We start from the raw sequence: 22260 nt of genomic DNA on the forward strand, positions 1-22260 counted from the left end.
GAGACGTCCAGCGTCTCCGACGGAGCGATGAACGTGTCGTCGCCGTCGGTGCCGTCGACCACACCCCCACTTGTAGTGAGCGTGAAAGTCTCTCCGCCACCGCCGTAGGTGCTGTCAACGGTGTTCTCTGCATCAACAACACTGCGGCCATCGGCTGTAACGTCGTTGAGGGTCGACTAAGCGACTGCAATGTCGTCCGCACCAGCGTAACTGGCACCGGTCGCCTCAAGCTCCTCGGTGGCGTACTCAGCAACAGTGACCTTGTTGTCAAGGATTGCCTTGTCGTTGTTCTGCGCGCCGTTAAAGATGTCGAGCGCAATCTCTGCGAGACTCGACTCGCCGCTGTTCAGCGCATCGACGTAGAACTGAAGTCCTTCGGCGTCGGGCGCGCGGTCAAACATGTTCTGGAACAGCTGGGTGACGATGCCACTGGGATCGTCGATCTCACCCTGGTCGTCAAGGTACTCAGCGTAGGTGTTCTCATACTCGCTGGAGTTACCAAACTGGTTGACCATCGAACTAAGGTCGCCCCCGTCGGCGTCGACCACGCGAGTCCAATAGTCGATGCCGGATACGTCAGCCCAACGGCCGTAGTACGCGACGTAAAGTCCTTGGACGTCAGTTACATAATCTGAAGCGGCCATTTGCTCAATCTCCTAAATTTCCATAATCGGAAGCGCGGCCTTTGGCCGCATAATCAGTGAAAAGTCGATTCACTGGTAAAACCATACCGGTACGATTCGGTAATGGCAACACAGCTAAACTGCTTGCCACACAAGTGTAACGGATCGCGAGAGCGCCGCAACAGGCGCGCGACCACCAGCCCGCTGACCTGAGTCACTGCTTGCTCTCAGGTGGGCGGTCACCGCCAATCAGTGCCAGCTGGCAGGGGCAAGTGCTCCCTCACAACAACCGCCACGACTCCCCAGTCATATGTGTCGGTCACGCGGCGTCTCGCTTTTTCTACTAGTTGTGTCCCTGCGTGCGGCTCACCGGCCCGCAGGCGCGCCAGGATGTCAGGGAATAATCGCACCTCGCCCTCAAGACACTCGATGTTGGCTTTGAGCCCCACACCGCGGTTACCAAAGGGCGTGGTGATCACCGGCAGGCCGGCGGCCGCATACTCGACGAGCTTCAGGTTGCTGCCTGCGCCTGATGTCATGGGGTTGAGGGCACAATCGGCCGTCGCCAGCCAGCGCCGCTTCTCCGCCTCGCTCACCCTGCCCAGCCGATAGCAGTTGGGCGGCAGCTCACCCAACGGTGCATCACAGACGTTGCCCATCAGCAGGAAGTCCATCCCGGGGCACGCCGCGGCAATCCCGGCGATATGCCAGACCGCATCGATGTTAGGACCATGCCAGCTGCCCATAAAAAGGGCGGTGAACCGGCCTTCCACTCCATAGGCCTGTTGATTGACGCGGCGTTGGGCAGGGTCGGTGTAGGCAATCGCCTGGGTGTCTGTGCCATTGGGTGCGAGCAGCACCTTGTCACGGTCAATGCCGTAGCGATCCACCAGCGCCTCCCGTTCCTCCGCGCTGACCGCCAGCACGCAGTCGGCATCCCGTGCGCAGTCCCGCTCCACGGCCTCGACCCGCGCCAGGGCCCGACGGGCAGCGGCACTGCCCTTCTCAAGGGCCGGTGCCAGCACCGCCGCCTTCATCTCCGCTTCCAGGTTATGCGCCTCGTACCAGAGCGGCCCACGCCAGACCGAGCGGATCAGGGGGTAGAGATAATGGTGCGAGGCCACGACCAGATCGGCGTTCTGGCAGGCGGCTGTCAGCGCCTCGCGCAGCGCGGGGGTGGCATCGGGGTTGTCCATGGCGACGATATCGTCCACCGAGGCCTTCAGCCGCCGGCCCATCACCTGCTCCTGCAGGCGCTGGCGGCGGGACTTGGCGACCCGCACCTCGCGATAACCTGGGCCAAGTGGATAAGTCCCAGCCTCGCTGGCCTCGCCCGTGAGCGTTACCAGCGTGATATCCGCCCAGCGGGATAGTTCGCGGTAGAGGTGGTAGATGCGACTGGGCCCGCCCCCCATTGGCGGAAACACCGGGAACGTGGTGGCAACCACCAGCCGAGGTCGCTGAGCACTTGGATTGATCAGTGCGTCCACCGTCTGCGGCCAACCAATATCGGCCACTTTCGCGCGGGCCGCGTCGCCCATCGCCGCCGTGGCGGCGGGATCAGCGAGCAGATCCTGCATGGCGGCGGCGAGCGCGGATTCCGTGGGCTCGACGCTGCGACCGGTCTCGCCGTCCACCACGAATTCATTCACCCCACCCGCGTCGGTGGTGGTGAGTACGGCCCGGCCCACCTGCATCGCCTCGATGGTGATGAGTCCATAGTCCTCGTCGTACGGAATGAACGGCACGAAGGCCGCGCGCCGGTAGCCCTCGGCGATGGCCGCGTCGGACTGCCAGCCCAGCAACCGGATTCTCGGATCGCCGGCGGCGAGCCGCTGCAGTTCGGCCTCAACGGGCCCCGTGCCCGCAATATGCAGCTCGGCATCGGCCTTGATCCGGCGGAAGGCCCGGATCAGCAGATCCAGGCGCTTGGGACTGTCCAGGCGGCTGGCGGTGAAGAGAATCGGTTTGTCCTTGACCGCGTTGCCGTTGTCATCGCCAGAGTCGACTTCCATGGCTGGCTCCGGCTCCCGGTGCGATGGGTGATGGACCACCTCTACCGGGACCCCGACCGGGAAATAATCCTTCCGGCGGGTGACATTCTCCGAGATGGCCAGATAGCGCTGAATGGCAGGCGGCTGCAGGCCAATGCGATCCAGGTAATGCACCACCGCCCGCACCAGCGGCCCGGGAATCTCGGTGAGGGCCGGATCGACCGCCTCCAGCGCCGCCAACTCCTCCCACAGGGCAGGCAGCTCCTCGCGCCGGGCCGGCCCGTTGGCGAGGCGCTCGATCAGCGGCCGCGCTGCGGCCGGCAGGTCGGCGGCATCCGGCAGGGCCGTGGGCAGATGCGCCGGATAGGTGTCGTAGAGGCCGCGCAGCTTGTGCTGAAGGTAGACCACATGGTTCGGGTGGCTGATCATCCAGGCCGGGTATTTGGTGGAGATCACAAGATCGAAATGATCCAGATCCAGTTCGGCGAAGCGCCGATAGCTTTGGATGAGCTCCCCGAGACTGCGGTCCGGGCTCGGGATCTTGATGAGATCGGCCTGGTGCTCGCCGGCGGCGTTGATGGTCTCGAGCAGTCCCCACCAAAGGTATTCGGCACCGCCGATGGTGTAGGGCACGGGTGAGGGGGCGAGGATCGCGATGTGCATCAGGCGGCCAGCAGCGTCTCGACGACGCGGTTCCAGTTGAGATCGAGGGCATCGAAGGCCGCCCGGCCCCCCACACCCTGGCGGGCGGCCATGGCCGGATCGGCGGCGTATTGATCGATGGCGTCAGCCACGGTCTCGGCCTGCGGCGGTACGACCCAGCCCGTCGTGCCATGCTCCACGAACCCGAGCACCCCGCCGGAGTCCTCACAGGTGATCACCGGCTTGCCCGCCGCCATGGCCTCGAGCGTGATGTAGCCGTAGTCCTCGTCCTGCGGGCCAAAGAAAACCGCCAGCGCGTGGGCATAGAGCTGGCGCTTCTCGGCCTCGCTGACCCGCCCCAGCAGACGAACCCGATGGCCCAGGCCACGCTCGGCGATCAACTGCTCGAGCTGAGGGCGCTGCCCGCCGTCTCCGGCGATCAGGATGGGGGTGTCAACGCGGGTCCGGGCCGCGGCCTCGATCAACAGCCACTGGCGCTTGAGCGTCTCGAGGCGGCTGGGGCAGAGGATATAACCCCAGCTCTCGCCGCCTTGCAGCTGCTCCACCGCCGGCGGCGGGTGATGCAGCGGCGCCGCCTGGAGGCCATTGCAGCTGGCGAGGCGCTCCGCCACTCGCGCCGAGTTCGCAAAGCGGGCCCGGGCACGGGCGAGCACGCGGGTGTCGTAGTCATGGATCCGGTCTCGCAGGCGGCGCTCCGCCGTCGTCGCGGTCTCGGGGTCGTACAGCTCATAGGCCGCTCGATGCTGGTGCAACAGCCAGACGATGTGCTCGGGGTGCTGCACCCCATAGCCGGGAAACTGCAGGCTGATGACCCGGTCCACCGACTGGCCGTTGGGGACAGCCAGATCCTGCTGCTCGCAGTAGCGCATGAGCGACTCGATGGCGCCAGGCGGGTGGAAGCGAAAGTAAAAGCGCAGCAGCTCCACCTGATGGCCATGCTCGCGCAGCGCGGCCACCAGGTTCTCGGCATGGGACTCCGCCCCACCCCGGATGAACGGCGCCTGGTTGGCGGTGACCACGATCCTCATGCCCGGGGTTTCTGACCGATGAGGGCGTAGTCCTGGGGGCCGCAGAGATGGCCATTGACCCGCTCGGTGAGGGGATCGCTCCCGGGTACTCGGGCTTCCGGCGGATACGGGTGCAGCCGCCGGGTCTCCACGGGATGGAAGCCATGGTATTCGGCCAGAAAACGCATGGCCGTCGGGGTCAGCGGATTACTGTGGGTCGCGTCGTGGTAGAAGGTGTGGCTGCCCACCAGCACGTTCTCCGGGTTGGGGGTCTCGAAGATGCAGACGCCCTGTGGCCGCAGCACCCGCGCCACCTCCTCAAAAAGCCGGTAGAGCACCGCAAAGGGCAGATGTTCGATGAGGTGGAAACCGGTGATCACCGTCAGTGACTCAGCCGGCCGGTCGGCGAGGGCCTGCACGGCATCGCCGTCCGCCACATCCAACCCCTGAGCGCGGCAGTGCTCGGCCATCACCGGGCTCAGATCGATGCCGCTCGCCTCGATGCCGGCCTCTGCCAGCACCTTGAGCCATTCACCCCGGCCGCAGCCGATATCCAGCACACCGCCCTCACCGGTCCGGGCCAGCGCCGCCTGGACGGTCTCAAGGTAGTCGGTCTGCAGCTGCGCGGCGATATCCGCCTCGTCGCCGCGGCAGGCGTTCTCAAAGGCAAGGTAAAAGGTATCGAGCGTGCTGTCCGCGACGCCAGTGTTATCAGCCGGCTTGTCTGCCGATCCTTCCGGTCGTAGTGCCTCGAGCTCGGCCACCAGACGGTTCAGGCCATGAAACCGCGTGGTGATGTCGAGGCGAATATGAGCAATCGCCTGTTCGAGGGCATCCAGTCTGCGGGCGGTGCGGGCATCGAGCTGCTCGAACCGAGCCTCCAGCCCGTCCTGCCGGTTCGTCTGGCGCTCCAGCCGGGAAACCAGCCCTTCCCCCTCGATCTCCGGATCCACTGCCCACTCAGCGAGCCCATGGGGGTTGCGGCCGATACCAGTCTCGAGATCACTGAGTGCCCGCTCGATGTCCTCCAGGCGGGCGACCGTGCCCGACACGGCACGGTTGGTCGCCGGCCGCCAGCCCGCCGTCTTAAGCGTCGCCACCGGCCGGCGCAGCCGGCCCTTGATGCGCTTCAGCGGCATCAGCAGCCGGTAGCGGGCGATACTGGCGACACGCCGCAGCCTCGGCGAGCGGCGCAGGTGCTGGCCGACACCGCCGGGCACTGTCTCACCGGCGCTCTGGGCTGCCTCGGCCTCGGCTTCGGCCCGGATCCGGGCAATGACGTCGTCGATATCCCCCGAGGGGCGGTTTTCTTGATTCATGACCCGGCAATCCGTTTCTTAAACATCGGGCCCTCTGCCGACCCAATGGCGCACTCCGTCGGCAGGCGGCAGACACCCGCGAAGGGGTGAGTCCGCACACCGGCGACCTGCAGCTGCAGCAGGTTATCGCACCAGTGGTAACAGTTCTCAAGGTGGTTCTCGGCACTGTGCAGGGCAACGGTAAGAGTGTAGTGGCCGCTCGCCAGCTCCGCACAGATGCGGAATCGCAGCTCGATGCAGTCATCCGGTGACAGCGCCAGCCGCTCTTCCAGATAATGCGTGTTGACCCCGTAGATGTCCTGACCGAAGCGATCCCGCAGAAGGATACCGCAGGTCAGATCGGGCACTGGATGCTCAGCCTGGATGACCAGGCGGATGTTAACCCACTCACCACTCGCTACCGTCTCGGCCCCGCTGTCTTCGCCGGCGAGCTCGGCGCCCACGACGCGCGCGGCACCGGTCCCATAGCCAAAACCGTCCTCGAAAGCGGCGTGGTCGCGCTCGGTGTCTTCCTCCCGCCCGGAGATAAGCCGGTTGTATTGGTTGACCGCGGCGTCGGGAGTGGTGTCTGCCATGACTGTGCCGTGCTCCAGGACCACTGCGCGGTCGCAGAGCATTTTCACCGCGTTCAGATCGTGCGAGACGAACAGAATGGAGCCGCCGCGGGCCTGGAAATCACGAATGCGGCGCATGCACTTTTGCTGGAAGTGGGCATCGCCCACCGATAGCGCCTCGTCCACCACAAAACAGCTCGGCTCGGCATGAATGGCGCTGGAAAAACCCAGTCGCATGACCATGCCTGATGAATAGGTGCGCACCGGCTCGTCGATGAAGGCATCCAGCTCGGCGAAGTCGATGATGGCATCAACCCGCTCGTCCACCTCGCGCCGGGTCAGTCCCAGCAGCAGGCCGTTGGCGATGATGTTCTGGCGGCCGGTGAGCTCGGCGTTAAAACCGGTGCCCAGCTCAAGCAGACCCGTGGTCCGCCCGTCGGTATGCACCCGACCGCGGTCAGGCATCATCACGCCGGTGACGATCTTAAGCAGTGTCGACTTGCCGGCGCCGTTGCGGCCGATCACGCCCAGCGTCTCGCCGGGCGCCACCCGGAAGGACACCCCGTTCAGACCCTGATGCAGGCGATGCCGGGTACGACGGGTGATGGCCTCTTTCAGCCGGTCCACTGGCTGATCGTAGAGGCGAAACTGCTTGCAAAGATCGGTGACCTCGAGCATGCCGCCCCCTTACAGACAATCCCGCAGATCGCGCTCGACCCGGTGGAAGAGCCAGCGGCCGAGCACCAGCAGCACGAGCGTGCCGGCGGCGAAGGCGAGCAGCGGTATCAGCGCCGGCGCCCGGTGGTAAACGATGATCTCGTGGTAGGCATCGATCACCGGATAGATGGGGTTCAGCAGCAGCGCCCAGCGCAGCGACTCCGGGATAATGGTGTCGACATAGACGATGGGCGTGAACCAGAACCAGAGCTGCAGGACCACGGCCACGGCCTGCTGGACGTCGCGCAGAAAGACGTTGAGCATGCCAAGGATCAGGCCGAGGGCGTAGCCGGCGGTCTGCTGAAGCGCGAAGATCGGGATGATAAGCCAGAGCAGCGGGCCGAAGTCGTAGCCGATGGCCACGAGGAAGACCCCGAAAATCAGCAACGAGACGCAGTAGATCACCGTCTCCGAAATCACCACATGCAGCGGCAGCTCCGGCAGGGCGATGGGCACTCGGGAGATGATGTTGGCCTTCTCAATGAAACTCTGCGTGGCGCGGCTCACGGTATTGGAGAAGGCCATCCAGGCCGTGAGCCCGGCGATCAGGTAGGTGCTGTAGGCGAACGCCCCGTAGTCGCCCGGCAGACGAGCACGCATGATAGCCGAGAAGACGAAGATGAACACGCAGATATTCACCAGCGGAAAGATGATGGTCCACACTGCGCCCAGCGCGGAGCCGGCGTATCGGTCCACCAGATCCTGACGGGTGAAGTGAGCGAGTTGGGCGGCGGTCATGCCGCCGCCTCGCGATAGACGGCAACCGTCTCTGACGCACAGCGGCGCCACGTAAACCCCGCGGCCCGTATCGGACCGGCCTGGACGAGCCGCTCGCGCAGGGACTCGTCCTCGCAGAGGCGCTGGAGGCTGGCGGTCATCGCCTCGGTATCCTCCGGATCCACGCTGAGCGCGGCATCGCCGGCCACCTCCGGCATGGCGGAGCGGTTGCTGGTCATCACCGGGGTACCGCAGGCCATCGCTTCGAGCGGTGGCAGACCGAAGCCCTCATAGAGCGCCGGGTAGGCAAATCCATGCGCCCCGACATAGAGGGGAGCGCGATCTTCGGCGGCGACATAGCCCAGGTAGCGCAGATCACCACGCGCCTCGAGCCGGTCGATGCGGCTGCGGGTCTCCGCATTGCGCCAGCCGCCGGCGCCCGCGAGCACCAGCGGGTAGCGCGCCCGCAGAGCCGCCGGCAGAGACTCGAAGGCGGTGATGAGGCGCTCCAGGTTCTTGCGCGGCTCGAGCGTCGCCAGGCAGAGCAGGTAGCCGCCGGGCGCCAGCCCGTAGCGTTCCAGCACCGGCCGAATGGCCTCGATAGCCATTGGCCGGAAGCTCGGATCCACGCCATGGTGCACGGCATGGACGCGCTCGGCGGGCAGCCCGAACTGGGCCCGGACCTCATCGGCGATGTAGTCAGAGACCGTGATCACCGCACTCGCCCGCTCCAGCGCCCGGGGCAGCAGCCGATCCAGCGCCATGACCCGGGCCCGCGGGTGGCATTGGGCGTAGTGGATATGCGATAAGTCGTGGACAGTCACCACCGTCGGCCCGTCGAAGGCCGCCGGCAAGTAATTGGACTCGTGGTAAACAACGCCGGGCATACGCCTGAGTGTCGCGCGCTTGACCAGCATATCGGTCAGGCGGCGGCTTCGGCGCACGGTGGTGCTGATTAAGGATTCCGGGCGTCGGCCGTTGGGCTGGCCCCGCACCCCGGGGGTTTCAAGAAGCCGCCGTGGCCCCAGACGATGATAGGCATAGAGCTCGTCCACCTCGTCGCCCTCCAGCAACGCCTCGATCAACCGCAGCGTGTACTCGCCAATCCCGGTCATCGGCGCCTGGATGGGATCGGTGGAGATGACGACCTTCAATCGGGACTGCCCTCCACCGCGAGCGCCACCACCTCATCCAGATACCGCTGATCGAGTTCCCGCAGGTCGGTCGGCTGGAATTCGCCGGTGGTGGTCTTCAGCCGCACCTGGGCGATGAGGTAGTCATACCCCGCTTCGGCCAGATCGCGGCGGATACTGAATAACTGCGCGCGGGCATCAAGCACCTCGACCAGGTCGCGAACCCCCACTTCAAGGCCCTCCTCACTGGCCTCGACCTGCGCCTTGGCGGTGTCAAGCGCCTGACGCGAGACCTGGATGCGGCGCTGGGCATTGCGCAGCTCGTTGACGGCCGCCCGGGTGTCGATCACCGCCTGACGGCGGGCATCCTCCAGCGCCGCCGACTGGGCCATGCGCCGGGCCCGGGCCTCGTCCACCCCGGCGGTCAGGCCACCACCGCTGAAAAGCGGCACCTGCAACCGCAACAGTACTCGGGCGTCTGTGCCCTGAATCAGCTGATCGGTGGCATTGGTATCGCTGTACCGGGCCTCGAGCGAGACGCGCGGAAAGCGCTCTGCCCGGCGCACCGAAACGGTCTCGCTGGCGCGGGTCAGGCGCTCGCGCTCCACCGCGACCGTCGGGTTGGAGCGCCCCGCCTGCTCCAGCCACTGCGCGACCCGCCCATCAGTCGGGGCGTCTGATAGCGGCATGGACTGGGGCGTGGCCGACAGCAACTGGTCCGGGTTACGGCCGGTAAGCCGCTCAAGCCCAAGACGCGCGGCATCCAGCTCATTGCTGGCCTGAGCGATATCGCTGAGTGCGGTCTCAAAACGGACCCGCGCGTCCAGCACGTCCACCTGACTTGCCAGGCCGCGTGTCAGACGGCGCTCCATCTGATCCCATCGGGCGCGATAGGCATTGGCCTCGGCCTGGGCCAGCGAGCGGTTGGCGCGTGCCCGCAGCACCCGCAGATAGGCCTCCGCCACCTGCGCGGCCAGGGCCTGGCGGGTGGCACCCAGCTCTGCATCCGCCACCTCACGTCGGGCTCGCGCCTCCGCCAGGTTGGTGGACACGCCGCGATCGTAGATCGGCTGGGTCAGGTTGATGCCGTAGTTGTAGCTGGTCTTGGTCGTGGTGTTGAGAAACTGCTCACGTGTCCCCGTCTCCGGGTCGATCCGGACATCGCCGGTCTCATAGCGCGCATCGGTATAACGGGCGTCGAGCGATAGATTCGGTAGACGCCGGGCTTTGGCCTGGTCGACCACGCCTTCCCCAGCATCCACCAGCGACTGGCGCTCGTCGATCACCGGGGCATAGTCGAGCGCCGACTGGTACGCCTGGAAGAGCCCCAGCGGGCCATCATCATCACCATTCGGTGTCTGCGCGGTCGCCGATGTTGCAAAACCCAGCGCGCAAAGCAGGCTGAGCATGATTGCCGTGCTGCGCGGTGCCATCACGTCAGCTCTCACGGAACGCCCTCGAGGCCATTTCACTGAAGGGCTTGACAAGATAGCCAAGGAAACTGCGCGACCCCGTCTTGATGAATGCCTGCACGGGCATCCCCGGCTCGAGCTGAAAGTTCTCCGCGCGCAGCGCGGCCACACCGGCCTCACTCACCCGAATCCGCGCCAGGTAATAGCTCTCGTTGTTCTGCTCGTCGGTGAGCGCATCCGCCGAGATCGAGACGACATCGCCCTGGATATTGTTGATGAAGATCGTATTGAGTGCCGGAAAGCTCAGATCCGTCGCCTGACCGACGCGCACATCATCGATCTTATCGGGTGGCACCCGGGCATCCACCAGTAGCCGGCGCTGCCGCGGGACGATGTCCATCAGCGCCTCGCCCGGACTGACCACGCTGCCCTGGCTATGAACCTTCAGCCCCACCACCGAGCCATCGGTGGGCGCACTCACCACGGTGCGCGAGAGTTTGTCGCGCAGGGCGCTGACGCGTGCCCGGGCATCCAGCAGCCGACCCTGCACCTCGCCAAGGCGTGAGGCCACTTCCTGGTCGTATTCCTCCTGCCGCAGGCTACGCTCCATGCGCGTGCTGACGATTTGAGCGCGGATCCCCGCGATATCGGAGATCAACTGCCCCCGCTGGCCGCGATACTCGTCGAGCCGCCGCCGGGCATCACGCAGCGACTGCTTGTCGGAGAGCTGGTCCTCGACCAGGCCCGACCACTCCTCGACTTCCTCGGTAAACGAGGCGATCTGCGAATCGACTGCGGTGAGCCGCGACTGCAGGCCGCGGATCTGTTCCTCAAACTCCTCGATGCGCTGGGCGCGCAGGCTGAGATCCGTTTCCAGGGCCTGACGCCGGGCGCTGAAGATGGCGCGCTGGTTGGCCATAATCTCAGCGGCCTTTTCGCGCTCATCCGCCTCGGTCAGGGCAGCGGGAAACTCGATGGCCGAGTCGCCGTCGCGCTCGGCCCGCAGCCGGGCCCGCTGACCGAGTGCCGTGAGCAGACGGCTTTCGACCACGGCCAGATCGGAGCGGGCCTGCGCCCCATCAAACTCCACCAGCACCTCGCCCTGCTCCACCTGCTCGCCTTCCTCGACATAGAGGTCCTCGATGATTCCCCCTTCGAGATGCTGCAGGGTCGTGCGGTAGCCCTCGACCACCACCTGACCGTTGGAGATCACCGCGCTGGCCAGCGGTGCGAGCGCGGACCAGATCAGGAATCCGCCCAGGCCAATCACCAGCACCAGAGTCCCGATCAGGGTAAAACGCCGATAGTTGCCGGAGGCAACGGGAATGCCATCCGTCTGGGCCCCCTGTTCGCCGGCACTGCCCGCCGCGGGGATGAACTCGCCGGCGCTGTCGTTGCGACGAAAGCGTTGCATGAGCGACTTCATTACGACGCACCCTTGTTCTGCTGATTACCGGCGACGCGCAGCGGTTGGGCCGTGTTGGACTGCAGGCGCGAGAGCACCTCTTCGCGAGCACCGAATGCGGCAACCTGGCCCTGCTGGAGCACCAACAGCTTATCCATCTGGGCGAGGATGCTGCGCCGATGGGTGACCACCAGCACGGTCACGCCCTGGGCCTTGAGCCGCTCGACCGCACCGGTCAATGCCTGCTCGCCCGCATCGTCCAGATTGGAGTTGGGCTCATCAAGGATGACCAGGCGCGGCGTGCCGAACAGGGCTCGCGCTAGACCGATGCGCTGACGCTGACCAGCGGAGAGGGTGTTGCCGCCCACGCCCACCGCGGTGTCATAGCCGTCCGGCAGCTGGAGTATCATCTCATGCGCGCCGGCCAGCTTGGCCGCCGCCACTACGGCCTCGTCGGTGGCCTCGCCAAAGCGGGCGATGTTCTGGGACACCGTGCCTTCAAAGAGTTCGATGTCCTGGGGCAGATAGCCGATGTAGGGTCCGATTTCATCGCGGTTGTACTGATCGATATCCGCCCCATCGAGCCGGACCGATCCGTTCAGCAGCGGCCATACACCCAGAATGACCCGCACCAGCGATGACTTGCCGGCGGCGCTGGGCCCGATGACGCCAAGCCCCTCACCCGGCTCGACGTTCAGCCCCACCCCGCGCAGCACCGGGGTGCGTGTGCCCGGCGGTGCCGCCAGGACATTGGCGAGGCGCAGACTACCCTGAGGAGCCGGCAGACTGGTATGACGGGGCTGCTCGGGGAAGCCGTCAAACAACTGGCTGAGCCGACCATAGCTCTCCCGCGCCTGCTGGATCTGGCGCCAGGCGCCGGTGATCTGATCCAGCGGCGCCAGTGCCCGGCCGATGAGGATCGCGCAGGCGATGATCATGCCGCCACTCATCTGCCCCTGCAGCACCAGCAGCGCACCGATGCCATAGGCGAAGGCCTGGGCCATGAAGCGGAATACCCGACTGGCGTTGCTGAAGACGCCGGCGCGATCACTGGCAAAGGCCTGCCCGTTGATGGTGCGCGCCTGGCGGCTCAGCCAGCGCTCGCGGACCGCCGGCTCCATGCCCATTGCGTGAATGACCTCAGCATTGCGCAGGTTGTCCCCGGCAAAGCGCCGCGAGTTGCGGTTGGCCTCGTTCGCCTTGGCGAGCGGCGCGCGGGTGAACACTTCATTGGCCCAGGTGAGCCCGCCGATGATCAGCGTACAGGCGACGCCATAGAGCCCGAGCCAGGTGTTGAACAGGAACATCACCCCCAGATAGACCGGCATCCAGGGCGCATCGAAGAGCGCCAGGATGCCCGGGCCCGTCAGGAACTGGCGGACGTTGGACAGATCGTCGATGGCCTGCGGGCTGCCGCCGCCGCGCTGGCGCAGCGAGTTGCGGAACATGGCATCAAACAGCCGCTCACCGAGGCGCTCGTCCAACGACACGCCGACCCGGACGAGGATCCGCGAGCGGATGAACTGCAGGATGCCCATGAGGATGAAAAGCCCCAGCACCACCAGACTCAGAAACAGCAGCGTTTCGGTGCTGCGCGAGCGCAGGACCCGGTCGAAGACCTGCAGCATATAGAAAGGCTGCACGAGCATGAGCAGGTTGATGAACATGCTGAATACCCCCACCGCCACGAAACCGGATTTCGCGCCCTGGAGGATCCGTTTAATCTCCGGCTGATCCTGCCGGGAGGCGTCCTTCATGAGTGAACCTCTTCACGCTGATCGGTCTCGTCGTCATCGGACGGCGAATTAACCGAATATGATGCCGGTGCCCGCCCGCGCTGTCCAATGACCTGATCATAGATACGCCGCATACGCCCGGCATAGCCCGCGGCGGTAAAATGCTGGCGATAGCGCTCATGACCGCCGCGACCCAACGCCGCCGCCAATGCCGGATCGGTGTGCAGCTGTTCCATCGCCGCGCCCAGCGCACGGGCATCGTTCGGCGGCACCACCCGCCCGGTCACGCCATCGCGCACGACATAACTGGTCCCCGTGCCGATCTCGCAAGTGATGGCCGGCCGGCGGGCGACCCCCGCCTCGACCAGCGCCAGGCCAAAGGCCTCCGAGCGCAGGGTCGAGGGCATGACCATCGCTCGGCAGAGATCGAGCAGCGCCCATTTCTCCACCTCGGTCACGCGATCGAGGAAGACCACCCGATCAGCAACGCCATACTCGCGGGCACGGGCTTCAAGCGCATCACGGTCCACGCACTCTCCGGCCATGACCAGAGTGGCCGTGGTGTGCCTGAGCGCCTCAATGGCCACCGGTCCGCCCTTGTAGCGACGCGTGGCACCAAGGAACAGCATAAACCCCTCGCCCAGCCGGGCGCTGAGCTCGGCACGCGCCTGTTCGACGTCGACGCCCCGGTCATCACGGACCTCGACCCCCAGCGGCGCGACCTGGACAAGCGCTTCGGGCAGACGCTGCAGGACGGGGCTTGTCCGGGCATAGACCGGTGAGGTCGCGATCACCGCGTCAAGCCGACGCAGAAAGCGCTCCATCATCGGTTCGTAGACGCGCTTTAGCAGCGGATTGCGGCAGATATCCGCATGATAGGTCGCCACGCGCGGAACCCCCGGCGGCACCTGGCGATCAAGCAGATGCACGAACGGCCAGGGCAAGTGGTAGTGCACGATATCCGCATCGCTGGCGAGCGCCCGGAAGGGTCGGCGGGCATGCAGGGAGAAGTCGGTGGCCCAGCAGGTGGCGGTGCGTCGGACGGCGTGCACACTGAGGTTGGGATCCTCTGGCTGGAGCGTCCATGGCCCGTCGTTCGCGAGTGTAAAGAAGATGTGCCCGACATCTCCCTCGGGCATGCCAGCCGCCAACGCGGTGATGGCCCGCTGCACCCCGCCCTCGCGCTCGAGACTGTAGACCTTGAATGTGTGGAGGACTCGCATATTCCGCGTCGGCGTCCGATCGTTAATAGCTCACAAGGCTATCACTTTCCGACGACCGCTCGCCGATCCGCACTCATACAGTCGTGGCAATCCTGCGCCAATAGGGTTATTTTGTACATGGCTGGCATGCTAGTTGCGAGCCTTAGCGAAATGGCTTGGCAACAGGCCAACGCTGATGACCCGCCTGCTTTATCACCGTGACCGACTGCTGTCCGAACCCGAGAACACCTATGCACGCCACGATGGCAACCGGCACAGCCTCCGCTCCGGCTCCGGCTCTGGTCGTTGAGGACGATCCCGTCACCCGTATGCTGCTTGTCAAACTCCTCGAAACCGAGGGGTTCCAGGTTCATGAGGCGGCCGATGGGGAGAGCGCACTGGAGCGATTCGCGGAGCACCCGGCGCTCATCGTGCTCCTCGACGTACTGATGCCGGGCATCAATGGCTTCGAGACCTGTGCAGCGATCCGGCAAAAGGCTGGTTTTAGCGAGGCGGGCGTGCTGATGCTGACCGCGCTCGATGATACCGACTCCATCGACCGCGCCTTCGAGGCCGGCGCAACCGACTTCAACATCAAGCCGATCAACTGGCCGCTACTGCGCCGGCGCGTGCGCTACGCACTGCGGATGCAGCGCCTATACGCCGAGTCTGAGCTCAACCAGGCGCGTCTGGCTCAAGCCCAGCGCGTCGCTCGTGTGGCGCACTGGGAATACGATCCGGAGGTGGCCGTCTTCCACTGGTCGGTGGAGATGCGCACACTTCTCGGTCTTGGTGAGACGAACGCGGATAACTGGCTCGCAGACCGCATCCCCGCCGATGACCGCACCGCGATCCGTGACCGCTTCAAGCTGGCGCTTCGCGACGGCACACCGTTTACCGTGGAGCATCGCGTGCTCACCGACGCCGATGGCGAGCGGGTCGTGCTCGTGCGCGGCGAGCCCACGGGCAGTGAGGGTTACTGGATCGGCACGATTCAGGACATCACTGACATCCGTCAGGCTGAGGCCCAGGTGCAGTATGTCACCCGCTTTGATCCCGTCACCGGTCTACCCAACTGTGATGCCCTGCTCGAGCGCCTGACCGAGGCCATCCTTGAGGCCGACGTCCATCAGCAGCGCGTGGGCCTGCTGGTATTCAAGCTCACGCGCTATAAGGCCATTCAAGAGAGCATGGGCAGCCCCTATGCCGACCGATTCCTTGGCGTTGCCGCCGAACGGCTGACCAGCCACCTCGGCAGCGACATCACGGTTGCCCGCCTGGGCGATGACGAATTCGCGCTCATCGTCACTGACCTGCGGCGGGATGGGGATGCAGTCCAGACCGCACTGGCGGTGCGGGAGAGGCTGGTCGCGCCCATCTGGGTCGACGCTCAGGCGATCTATACCGAGCCGGTCCCGGGTATTGCGGTCTATCCCACCGACGCCGCCGATGCCGCGACACTGCTCACCAACGCGAATGTCGCGATGCGCAATGGCTACGAGCAGAACCATCAGAGCTACTGCTTCTACACCGCCGACATGAATGCCCGCGTGATCCAGGAAATCGCCCTGGAGCAGGATTTGAGACGCGCCCTGGCCGAGGATCAGTTCACGCTCTACTACCAACCGCAGCTGGATGCAGCGAGCGAGGAAACGGTGGGCTTCGAGGCACTGCTGCGATGGAACCACCCCAAGCATGGCATCATGAGCCCAGCGACGTTCATACCGGTGCTCGAGTCCACAGGGCTCATCACTCAGGCTGATTGCTGGGTACTGGAAACCGCTGACCGCCAGTGCCGGGCCTGGAACGCGCGCAGTGACTGGCCCGTGCGGATGGCGGTCAATCTCTCCGCCGAACAGCTCACTGACCCCGGCCTGCTCCCCTATATCGAGCAGGCGGTGCGCAACGACAACCTGCACCCGGCCCACATCGAGCTCGAGATCACCGAGACGGTCGCCATGCATGATCTACAGGCATCGCAATCCGTCGTCCAGGCACTGCGGGCGCTTGGCTTCAGCATTGCCATTGATGACTTTGGCACTGGCAACTCATCGCTGATGCGCCTCCGACAGCTGCCCGTCGACAAGCTCAAGATCGACAGCTCATTTGTATTCAATATGCACACCAGCGAGCAGGACGCCAGCATCGTGCGCTCCTGCATCCACCTTGCCCACGAGCTTGGCCTGTCGGTCGTCGCTGAGGGCGTGGAGGAAGCCATCCACGTCGAGATGCTGCGTGAGATGGGATGCGACATCCTCCAGGGCTTCTACTTCGGTCGGCCGCTGCCGGTGAGCGATGCCGAGGCGTTCATCCACCCGGCCTGATTACGCCTCGCAGGCACCACAACTCATGATATCGCGCACCAGTTCCTGGGACGGATTCGAGGAGCGCTGATAGTAGAGTGTCTTCACGCCCAGCCGCCAGGCCTCGATGATCAGCTGGTTGACCTCCTTCGCCTCGGCACTCGGCGGGATCAGCAGGTTGAGCGACTGCGACTGGTCGATGTGCGCCTGGCGGGCGGCGGCCTGCTGGATGATCGTCAGTGGACTGATTTCATCGAAGGTCTTGAAGACCTCCTTTTCGGCCTGGCCGAGGCAATCCAGGTGCTGCACCGACCCACCGCTTTGCAGAATGCCCAACCAGGTCGTCTGATCATTGCACCCGTAAGACTCAAGGACCGACTCGAGATGCGGGTTCTTGTAGGTGAACTGCCCCTTGGCAAGATCCTTGACGAAGTAATTGCTCCGCAGCGGCTCAATGGAAGGGGATACCTGGCCGAGGATGAAGCTCGACGAGGTGGTCGGAGCGATCGCGGTCCGTGTCAGGTTACGGACGCCATAACCGCTCAGCCCCTCCGGCTCGCCATAGTGGCGAGCCATTTCCTGACTCGCCTCCAGCGACGCCGCATCGATGTGATGACTGATCTCCGAGGCCAGGCGGGCCGCCTCAAACGACTCGAATGGGACACCCTTGCGCTGCAGGAAGGTGTGCCAACCCAGCTGGCCGATGCCAATGGCGCGCCAGCGCCTGGCGAAATGATGCGGCGATGCCATATGCGCCAGGTGCTCGGTCTTGCGGATGTAATCGGACATCACCGCATCAAGGAACAGGGTCATCACCCGCACCGCGTCGGTGTGCCGCCACGCGTCATAGGTGTCGAGATTCATTGAGGCGAGATTGCAGACGAAGGACTCGTCGCTGGCCGACGGCAGGCAGATCTCACTGCAGAGATTGCTCGCATGGATCTTCCGGTCCTGATCCTTCAGGGCCCTGGGGCGGGCGCGGTTCACGGTGTCGGTGAAAAAGATGTAGGGATACCCCGACTCCTTGCGCTTACGCATCACTTTCGCCCAGATCCTGAGCTTGCCGGCATCCGCCGCGGCCATGTCGCCGCGCTTGACGGCCTCACCCTGCTCGATCAACCCCTCCATAAAGGCATCCGATACGCAGATGCCGATGGACATGTTCTGGATGGAGTGGCCCACCTCACGAATCTCGAGGAACTCCTCGATATCCGGGTGCTCGATGTCGAGATACGCCGCAAAGGACCCACGCCGCACATTGCCCTGCGAGACGACATCGGTGATCTGCTCGAAGATATTCATGAAGTGCACGGGCCCATCGGCCTTGCCACCGGTATTGATCGCCGATCCACGGCCACGGATGTCGCCAAAGTAGCCACTGGTGCCCGCGCCGTGCTTGGTCTGCATCCCGATCTCGGCGGACTTCTCGAGAATCGACGCAATCTCGTCGCCGATATAGGAGCCGTTGCAAGAGATCGGCAGCCCGCGATCATTACCGAAATTCGCCCAGATCGGCGAGGACAGGCTGTAGAACCCCCGCCCCATATAGTCGTAGAACGTCTCCGAGAAGCCATCGATATCAAGGATCGCCCCAGCCTTGTCACCGATTTCCCGAATCCGCTCCTCCGCCGACATCCCCTCGGGGATATACCCGCGCGAGAGGAATGTGCGGGCGTCTTTATTCAACCATTCGAATGCCATTATTCCGTTATCTTCCCTGATGCCTAGAAAAGGTCTTCCGCGTCGACGCCCTGGCCCTTGCTGTATTCCACCGGCGTTTTCTGGAAGAAGTCCGTCATCTTGTAGCCAAGCAGCGTCTCGTCGAACCAGAACGTCTGATCAACCCGTGCCTGGTCGATGTGGATCGCCCTGCTGTCGAGACCGATCTGATCGATCGACTCCTTCATGCGCTTGCGGATGAACGCCTTCAGAATGTCGGCATCGAGCCCCTCGACTGCGTAGTCGCCCATGATCCAGTCGATCACACCATCCTCGGCTTTCAGCGACTCCAGGCATTCATGCTCGATGCGCGCCCGCATGCCCGCGTCAAAGAGCTCGGGGTACTCGGCCCGAAGCTCCTGAATCAGCCGAATGCCGACCTTCGAGTGCACCGATTCCTCGTTCATCGTGTACTGGACCTGCTGGGAGACGTCCTTGAGGACCGCCTTGTTACGGTTCAGGTGCAGGATGATGTAGAACTGGCTGAACAGGCTGACGTTCTCGACAAACAGCGTGAACAGGGTGATCGCGTAGATGAACTGCTTACGCTGATCGGCATAGACCTTCTCGTTGTACTTCTTGAGATAGTTGATCCGGCCGCGGATGACCGGCTCGTTGAGGTTCTCCTCGAACACGTGGGTCATATTCAGCACGTCGAGGAGCTTTTCGTAGGCCATGTTGTGAATGACCTCGCTATTGGCCATCGCATACCCCAGGTCGTTGATGCTCGGATGGGGCAGCGTCTTGCCCAGATCGGCCCAGAAGGTTTTGACCGCCACTTCAATCTGCCCGATGGCGGACAATGCCCGGACCACGACCTCCTGCTCCTGCCGGGTCAGGTCGGTCTTGAACTGGCTGTAATCGCTACGGAAGTTGAATTCATCCGGCGTCCAGAACCCCGCCCAGATCGTATCGATGAACTCCTTCGTCCACGGATAGAGGTCAGGCTTGCGGCTGATCTGTTCTTCGAAAAGCATTGCGACTCCTTTGCTGCGCGCTTCAATGGCCAAGCCGGCCACTGGATGCCGGGAAATGGCGACCCATGCCTCTTCGACAGGAAAAGGCTGAATCACTACATATTGGGTATTACCGGCTAAGTAGATACAACATAGCACAAGGAGGCGTGATCATGAACAGCATGCCCACAGTCATGGATCCGCACGAAAAGCAGAGACGGGGGCGGGGACGATCGCCGTGACTCAGTTCAATACCGGCCTCGGTGCCGCCGCCTCGGATTCCTCGGCGGCCTGCCTGATGTTCGAGGGCAAGAACCACGTCGGCTGCGGGCTCACCTTCGGTCGCGGGATGGTTGTGGCGCAGCATCTCACTCAGCCGCGCCGCGAGTCCAACGACCAGTCGGCGGGGTAGCCAGGCCAGAACCACACCCTGTGCCTGCGTGAGCACCAACCGGAGCCAGACCCGGTCCTCAAGCGCCGAGTAACCGAGCTGGAGATGCTCGGTACGCGGGAATGTCTGTGATTCACTCATCCTTCAGCATAAGTGAATCCTGAGTCTTAAACAGCGCAACCGGCCCAGATCAGCGTTCGCGTCCCCGCCGCGCCGCATTCGCCATGACACTCAGGGAGCTGGCGAGCATGGCCAGGGCCGCCGCCGACGGCGGGATGACCCCGGCCACCGCCAGCGGGATCGCCGCCCCGTTGTAGACCACCGCCAGGGTCAGGTTCTGGCGCATGCGCCGCCTTGCCGAGCGGGCCAGACCGAGCGCATCGGCCAGGGCCGGCAGCCCGCCCCGGGCCACCACCAGCCCGGCGCTGCTGGTCGCCGCATGGCTGGCGCCATCGATGGCCACCCCCACGTCGGCGGCCGCCATGGCGACGCTGTCATTGATGCCATCACCGATGAAGGCGGTCGGCGCCCGAGACTGCGCGGCGAGCACATGATCGGCCTTCTCCTCGGGCCGACAGCCCGCTTCCACGGCGTCCTCTGCCAGTCCCACCTCAGCGGCCACCCGCCGGGCGGGATCCACGCTATCGCCGGTCACCATCCGCAGCCTGAAACCCCGGGCCTGCAACGACTCGACCGTCGCAGTCGCCGCCGGGCGCAGCGGGTCACCCAGCGCAAAACAGCCCAGCCAGTCGCCATCGCGGGTGACATGGATCTGCGTGGCGCCACTGGCCGCCTGGCTCGACCGCGTTGCCAGCACGGGCACCTCGACGCCGGCCTCATGCAGCCAGCGCCGTGATCCCACCCGGACCTCGCTGCCATCGGGACGGGTCATGATGACGCCACGCCCCTCCCGGCGCCGATGGATGCCATGCTCTGGCCCCTGCGCCGGATCCTGCAGCGCCCGGGCGACTGGATGGTCGATGCCCGCCTCGGCCTCAGCGGCAAGGGCGCGCAGCTCGGATTCGGCGACACCCTCGGCGGTGACCGCCTCGATGATCGCCGGCTCCCCGCGGGTCAGGGTGCCGGTCTTGTCAATCAGCAGATTCCGCAGCTGTCCGGCCTGCTCCATGGTCGCCGGGCTGCGAAACAGAACCCCACGGCCCATGGCGCGTTCGGCAAAGCTGAGAAACGTCACCGGGACGGCGACACTGAGCGCGCAGGGACAGGCGATCACCACGACGGACAGGGCCCGCAGCAGGGACTCCTCAGCGGGCAGACCAAGCGCCGTTCCCGCCACCGCCACCAGCGCCGCCAGCCCGAGTGCGCCGGGCACCAGGATCCGTGCCAGCCCATCGGCAAGGCGCGTGATCTCGCTGCGGTTGCCCTGCATCTCGACCATCCGGCCGAGGATGCGGTCGATCTGACGCTCACCCACGGCGCCCGTCACGCGCATCGTGACCGGGGCATCCAGGTTGATGGTGCCGGCATGCAGTGTCCCACCCGGGGCAACACTGACCGGCGTGGACTCGCCGGTCAGCAGACTGGCGTCGACCCGCGTCGCGCCCTCCAGCAGATCGCCGTCCAGCGGCACACGGGCACCGGCGGCCACCTGAATGTGGCTGCCCACCGCCACGTCGGCCGCATCCACCGGCCCGTCCCCCTCCACGGGAAAGGCCCGTTCAGGGACCTCGCGCTCGAGCGCACCGATGGCCGTGGCCGCCCGGCGGACGGTGCGCATCTCCACCAGTCGCCCGATGGACAGCAGCACGATGAGCATCACCATGGTGTCGGCATAGACATGCGCCCCTCCTTGAGCCAGCTCGATCACTGACAGCACGCCGGCGCCGATCACGCCAATGCTGACCAGCGCATCCATCCCCGGGATACCCGCCCGCAGTGTCCGCCAGCCGGCGACAAAAAACGGTGCAGCCGAAAACCCGACCACCGGTGTGACCAGGCCCATGGCAATGATCGACAGGGTATGCCCGACGGGGGTATTCCCCAGCGCCGCCGGCTCGAGATAGCGCATGATGGCGAGCACCATCACCCACATGCCAAAGAATGCGGCCACCGCCAGTCGCAGGCCGAGGCGATTGATCTCACCATCAATGGCAGCAACGGTTTCCTCGGGGGCACGCGGCGGACCGATCGCATAGCCCAGCCGTTCCACCGCCCGCAGCAGGCCCGGCAGATCGATCCGCTCCGGGTCCCAGTCAACCAGCGCCGAGCCCGTGGCAAAGCTGACCCGTGCGCGCGTCACGCCCGGCACCCGGGCGATCACCCGCTCGGTGGCGGCCGCACAACTGGGGCACCACATCCCCTCGATCGAGAAAAGGCCACGCCCGGCGGGTGCCAGCGCGGCCATTTCGGTCCGGGACAGCGTCGCCGTCGCGGTACTCATGCCCGGGC

The 22260-nt window shown here is 65.0% G+C and carries 16 protein-coding genes; 2 read left to right on the forward strand and 14 right to left on the reverse strand.

Going from position 1 to position 22260, the window contains the following annotated elements; translation table 11 throughout:
- Nucleotides 1–176: 176 nt before the first annotated feature.
- The 11 genes from FPL11_RS00005 to FPL11_RS00055 all read right to left on the reverse strand — a co-directional run bounded on the left by FPL11_RS00005 (nt 177) and on the right by FPL11_RS00055 (nt 14503).
- Nucleotides 177–644 (reverse strand): DUF4214 domain-containing protein, encoded by a 468-nt coding sequence (locus tag FPL11_RS00005; RefSeq protein ID WP_144233722.1) that lies wholly within the window; start codon nt 642–644, stop codon nt 177–179.
- Nucleotides 645–862: 218 nt separating this feature from the next.
- Nucleotides 863–3280, reverse strand: a complete 2418-nt coding sequence (locus FPL11_RS00010) for a glycosyltransferase family 4 protein (RefSeq protein WP_144233724.1) — start codon at nt 3278–3280, stop codon at nt 863–865.
- Nucleotides 3280–4308 carry a glycosyltransferase family 4 protein gene (locus FPL11_RS00015; RefSeq protein WP_144233726.1) on the reverse strand — a complete coding sequence of 343 codons (1029 nt, stop codon included), beginning with the start codon at nt 4306–4308 and terminating at the stop codon, nt 3280–3282. Before FPL11_RS00015 ends, FPL11_RS00010 begins: the two co-directional genes overlap by 1 nt.
- On the reverse strand, nt 4305–5606 hold the full coding sequence (locus tag FPL11_RS00020; protein WP_144233728.1) for a class I SAM-dependent methyltransferase: 1302 nt from the start codon (nt 5604–5606) through the stop codon (nt 4305–4307). The genes FPL11_RS00015 and FPL11_RS00020 overlap by 4 nt, the downstream gene beginning before the upstream one ends.
- Complete coding sequence (locus FPL11_RS00025) at nt 5603–6838, reverse strand: ABC transporter ATP-binding protein (RefSeq protein ID WP_144233730.1); 1236 nt, start codon at nt 6836–6838, stop codon at nt 5603–5605. The genes FPL11_RS00020 and FPL11_RS00025 overlap by 4 nt, the downstream gene beginning before the upstream one ends.
- 9 nt (nt 6839–6847) lie before the next feature.
- Nucleotides 6848–7615 (reverse strand): ABC transporter permease, encoded by a 768-nt coding sequence (locus tag FPL11_RS00030; RefSeq protein WP_144233732.1) that lies wholly within the window; start codon nt 7613–7615, stop codon nt 6848–6850.
- Entirely contained in the window at nt 7612–8748 is a 1137-nt protein-coding gene (locus FPL11_RS00035; protein WP_144233734.1) for a glycosyltransferase family 4 protein, read from the reverse strand. The genes FPL11_RS00030 and FPL11_RS00035 overlap by 4 nt, the downstream gene beginning before the upstream one ends.
- Nucleotides 8745–10136, reverse strand: a complete 1392-nt coding sequence (locus FPL11_RS00040) for a TolC family outer membrane protein (RefSeq protein ID WP_159308506.1) — start codon at nt 10134–10136, stop codon at nt 8745–8747. Before FPL11_RS00040 ends, FPL11_RS00035 begins: the two co-directional genes overlap by 4 nt.
- 28 nt (nt 10137–10164) lie before the next feature.
- A complete protein-coding gene (locus tag FPL11_RS00045) occupies nt 10165–11553 on the reverse strand; it encodes an HlyD family type I secretion periplasmic adaptor subunit (protein WP_159308507.1) in 1389 nt (462 codons plus the stop codon).
- A gap of 11 nt (nt 11554–11564) precedes the next feature.
- Nucleotides 11565–13301 carry a type I secretion system permease/ATPase gene (locus FPL11_RS00050; protein WP_144346739.1) on the reverse strand — a complete coding sequence of 579 codons (1737 nt, stop codon included), beginning with the start codon at nt 13299–13301 and terminating at the stop codon, nt 11565–11567.
- Nucleotides 13298–14503, reverse strand: a complete 1206-nt coding sequence (locus FPL11_RS00055) for a glycosyltransferase (RefSeq protein ID WP_144346740.1) — start codon at nt 14501–14503, stop codon at nt 13298–13300. The genes FPL11_RS00050 and FPL11_RS00055 overlap by 4 nt, the downstream gene beginning before the upstream one ends.
- Nucleotides 14504–14745: 242 nt before the next feature.
- On the opposite strand from FPL11_RS00055, the gene FPL11_RS00060 reads away from it, so the two are divergent.
- Nucleotides 14746–16806, forward strand: a complete 2061-nt coding sequence (locus tag FPL11_RS00060; protein ID WP_159308508.1) for a putative bifunctional diguanylate cyclase/phosphodiesterase — start codon at nt 14746–14748, stop codon at nt 16804–16806.
- Here FPL11_RS00060 and FPL11_RS00065 read toward each other — a convergent pair whose 3' ends face one another.
- Nucleotides 16807–18471 (reverse strand): ribonucleoside-diphosphate reductase subunit alpha, encoded by a 1665-nt coding sequence (locus tag FPL11_RS00065; protein ID WP_200833604.1) that lies wholly within the window; start codon nt 18469–18471, stop codon nt 16807–16809.
- A 38-nt stretch (nt 18472–18509) separates the two neighbouring features.
- The gene (locus tag FPL11_RS00070) at nt 18510–19481 is read right to left on the reverse strand and encodes a ribonucleotide-diphosphate reductase subunit beta (protein WP_144346743.1); all 972 of its coding nucleotides are present in this window, start codon (nt 19479–19481) and stop codon (nt 18510–18512) included.
- 217 nt (nt 19482–19698) lie between these two features.
- Between FPL11_RS00070 and FPL11_RS10040 the strand changes: the two genes are divergently transcribed.
- Nucleotides 19699–19872, forward strand: a complete 174-nt coding sequence (locus tag FPL11_RS10040) for a hypothetical protein (protein WP_159308509.1) — start codon at nt 19699–19701, stop codon at nt 19870–19872.
- A 169-nt stretch (nt 19873–20041) separates the two neighbouring features.
- Here the strand turns inward: FPL11_RS10040 and FPL11_RS00075 are convergent, their stop codons facing one another.
- The gene (locus FPL11_RS00075; protein WP_144346744.1) at nt 20042–22252 is read right to left on the reverse strand and encodes a heavy metal translocating P-type ATPase; all 2211 of its coding nucleotides are present in this window, start codon (nt 22250–22252) and stop codon (nt 20042–20044) included.
- Nucleotides 22253–22260 lie beyond the last annotated feature (8 nt).

This window comes from Spiribacter aquaticus, from assembly GCF_007625215.1.
Lineage (GTDB): Bacteria > Pseudomonadota > Gammaproteobacteria > Nitrococcales > Nitrococcaceae > Spiribacter > Spiribacter roseus.

What these genes read in the sequence shown, in the direction of transcription:
- FPL11_RS00005 (WP_144233722.1), bottom strand. Translation starts at nt 644, where the DNA reads ATGGCCGCTTCAGATTATGTAACTGACGTCCAAGGACTTTACGTCGCG.
- FPL11_RS00010 (WP_144233724.1), bottom strand. Translation starts at nt 3,280, where the DNA reads ATGCACATCGCGATCCTCGCCCCCTCACCCGTGCCCTACACCATCGGC.
- FPL11_RS00015 (WP_144233726.1), bottom strand. Translation starts at nt 4,308, where the DNA reads ATGAGGATCGTGGTCACCGCCAACCAGGCGCCGTTCATCCGGGGTGGG.
- FPL11_RS00020 (WP_144233728.1), bottom strand. Translation starts at nt 5,606, where the DNA reads ATGAATCAAGAAAACCGCCCCTCGGGGGATATCGACGACGTCATTGCC.
- FPL11_RS00025 (WP_144233730.1), bottom strand. Translation starts at nt 6,838, where the DNA reads ATGCTCGAGGTCACCGATCTTTGCAAGCAGTTTCGCCTCTACGATCAG.
- FPL11_RS00030 (WP_144233732.1), bottom strand. Translation starts at nt 7,615, where the DNA reads ATGACCGCCGCCCAACTCGCTCACTTCACCCGTCAGGATCTGGTGGAC.
- FPL11_RS00040 (WP_159308506.1), bottom strand. Translation starts at nt 10,136, where the DNA reads ATGCTCAGCCTGCTTTGCGCGCTGGGTTTTGCAACATCGGCGACCGCG.
- FPL11_RS00045 (WP_159308507.1), bottom strand. Translation starts at nt 11,553, where the DNA reads ATGCAACGCTTTCGTCGCAACGACAGCGCCGGCGAGTTCATCCCCGCG.
- FPL11_RS00050 (WP_144346739.1), bottom strand. Translation starts at nt 13,301, where the DNA reads ATGAAGGACGCCTCCCGGCAGGATCAGCCGGAGATTAAACGGATCCTC.
- FPL11_RS00055 (WP_144346740.1), bottom strand. Translation starts at nt 14,503, where the DNA reads ATGCGAGTCCTCCACACATTCAAGGTCTACAGTCTCGAGCGCGAGGGC.
- FPL11_RS00060 (WP_159308508.1), top strand. Translation starts at nt 14,746, where the DNA reads ATGGCAACCGGCACAGCCTCCGCTCCGGCTCCGGCTCTGGTCGTTGAG.
- FPL11_RS00070 (WP_144346743.1), bottom strand. Translation starts at nt 19,481, where the DNA reads ATGCTTTTCGAAGAACAGATCAGCCGCAAGCCTGACCTCTATCCGTGG.
- FPL11_RS00075 (WP_144346744.1), bottom strand. Translation starts at nt 22,252, where the DNA reads ATGAGTACCGCGACGGCGACGCTGTCCCGGACCGAAATGGCCGCGCTG.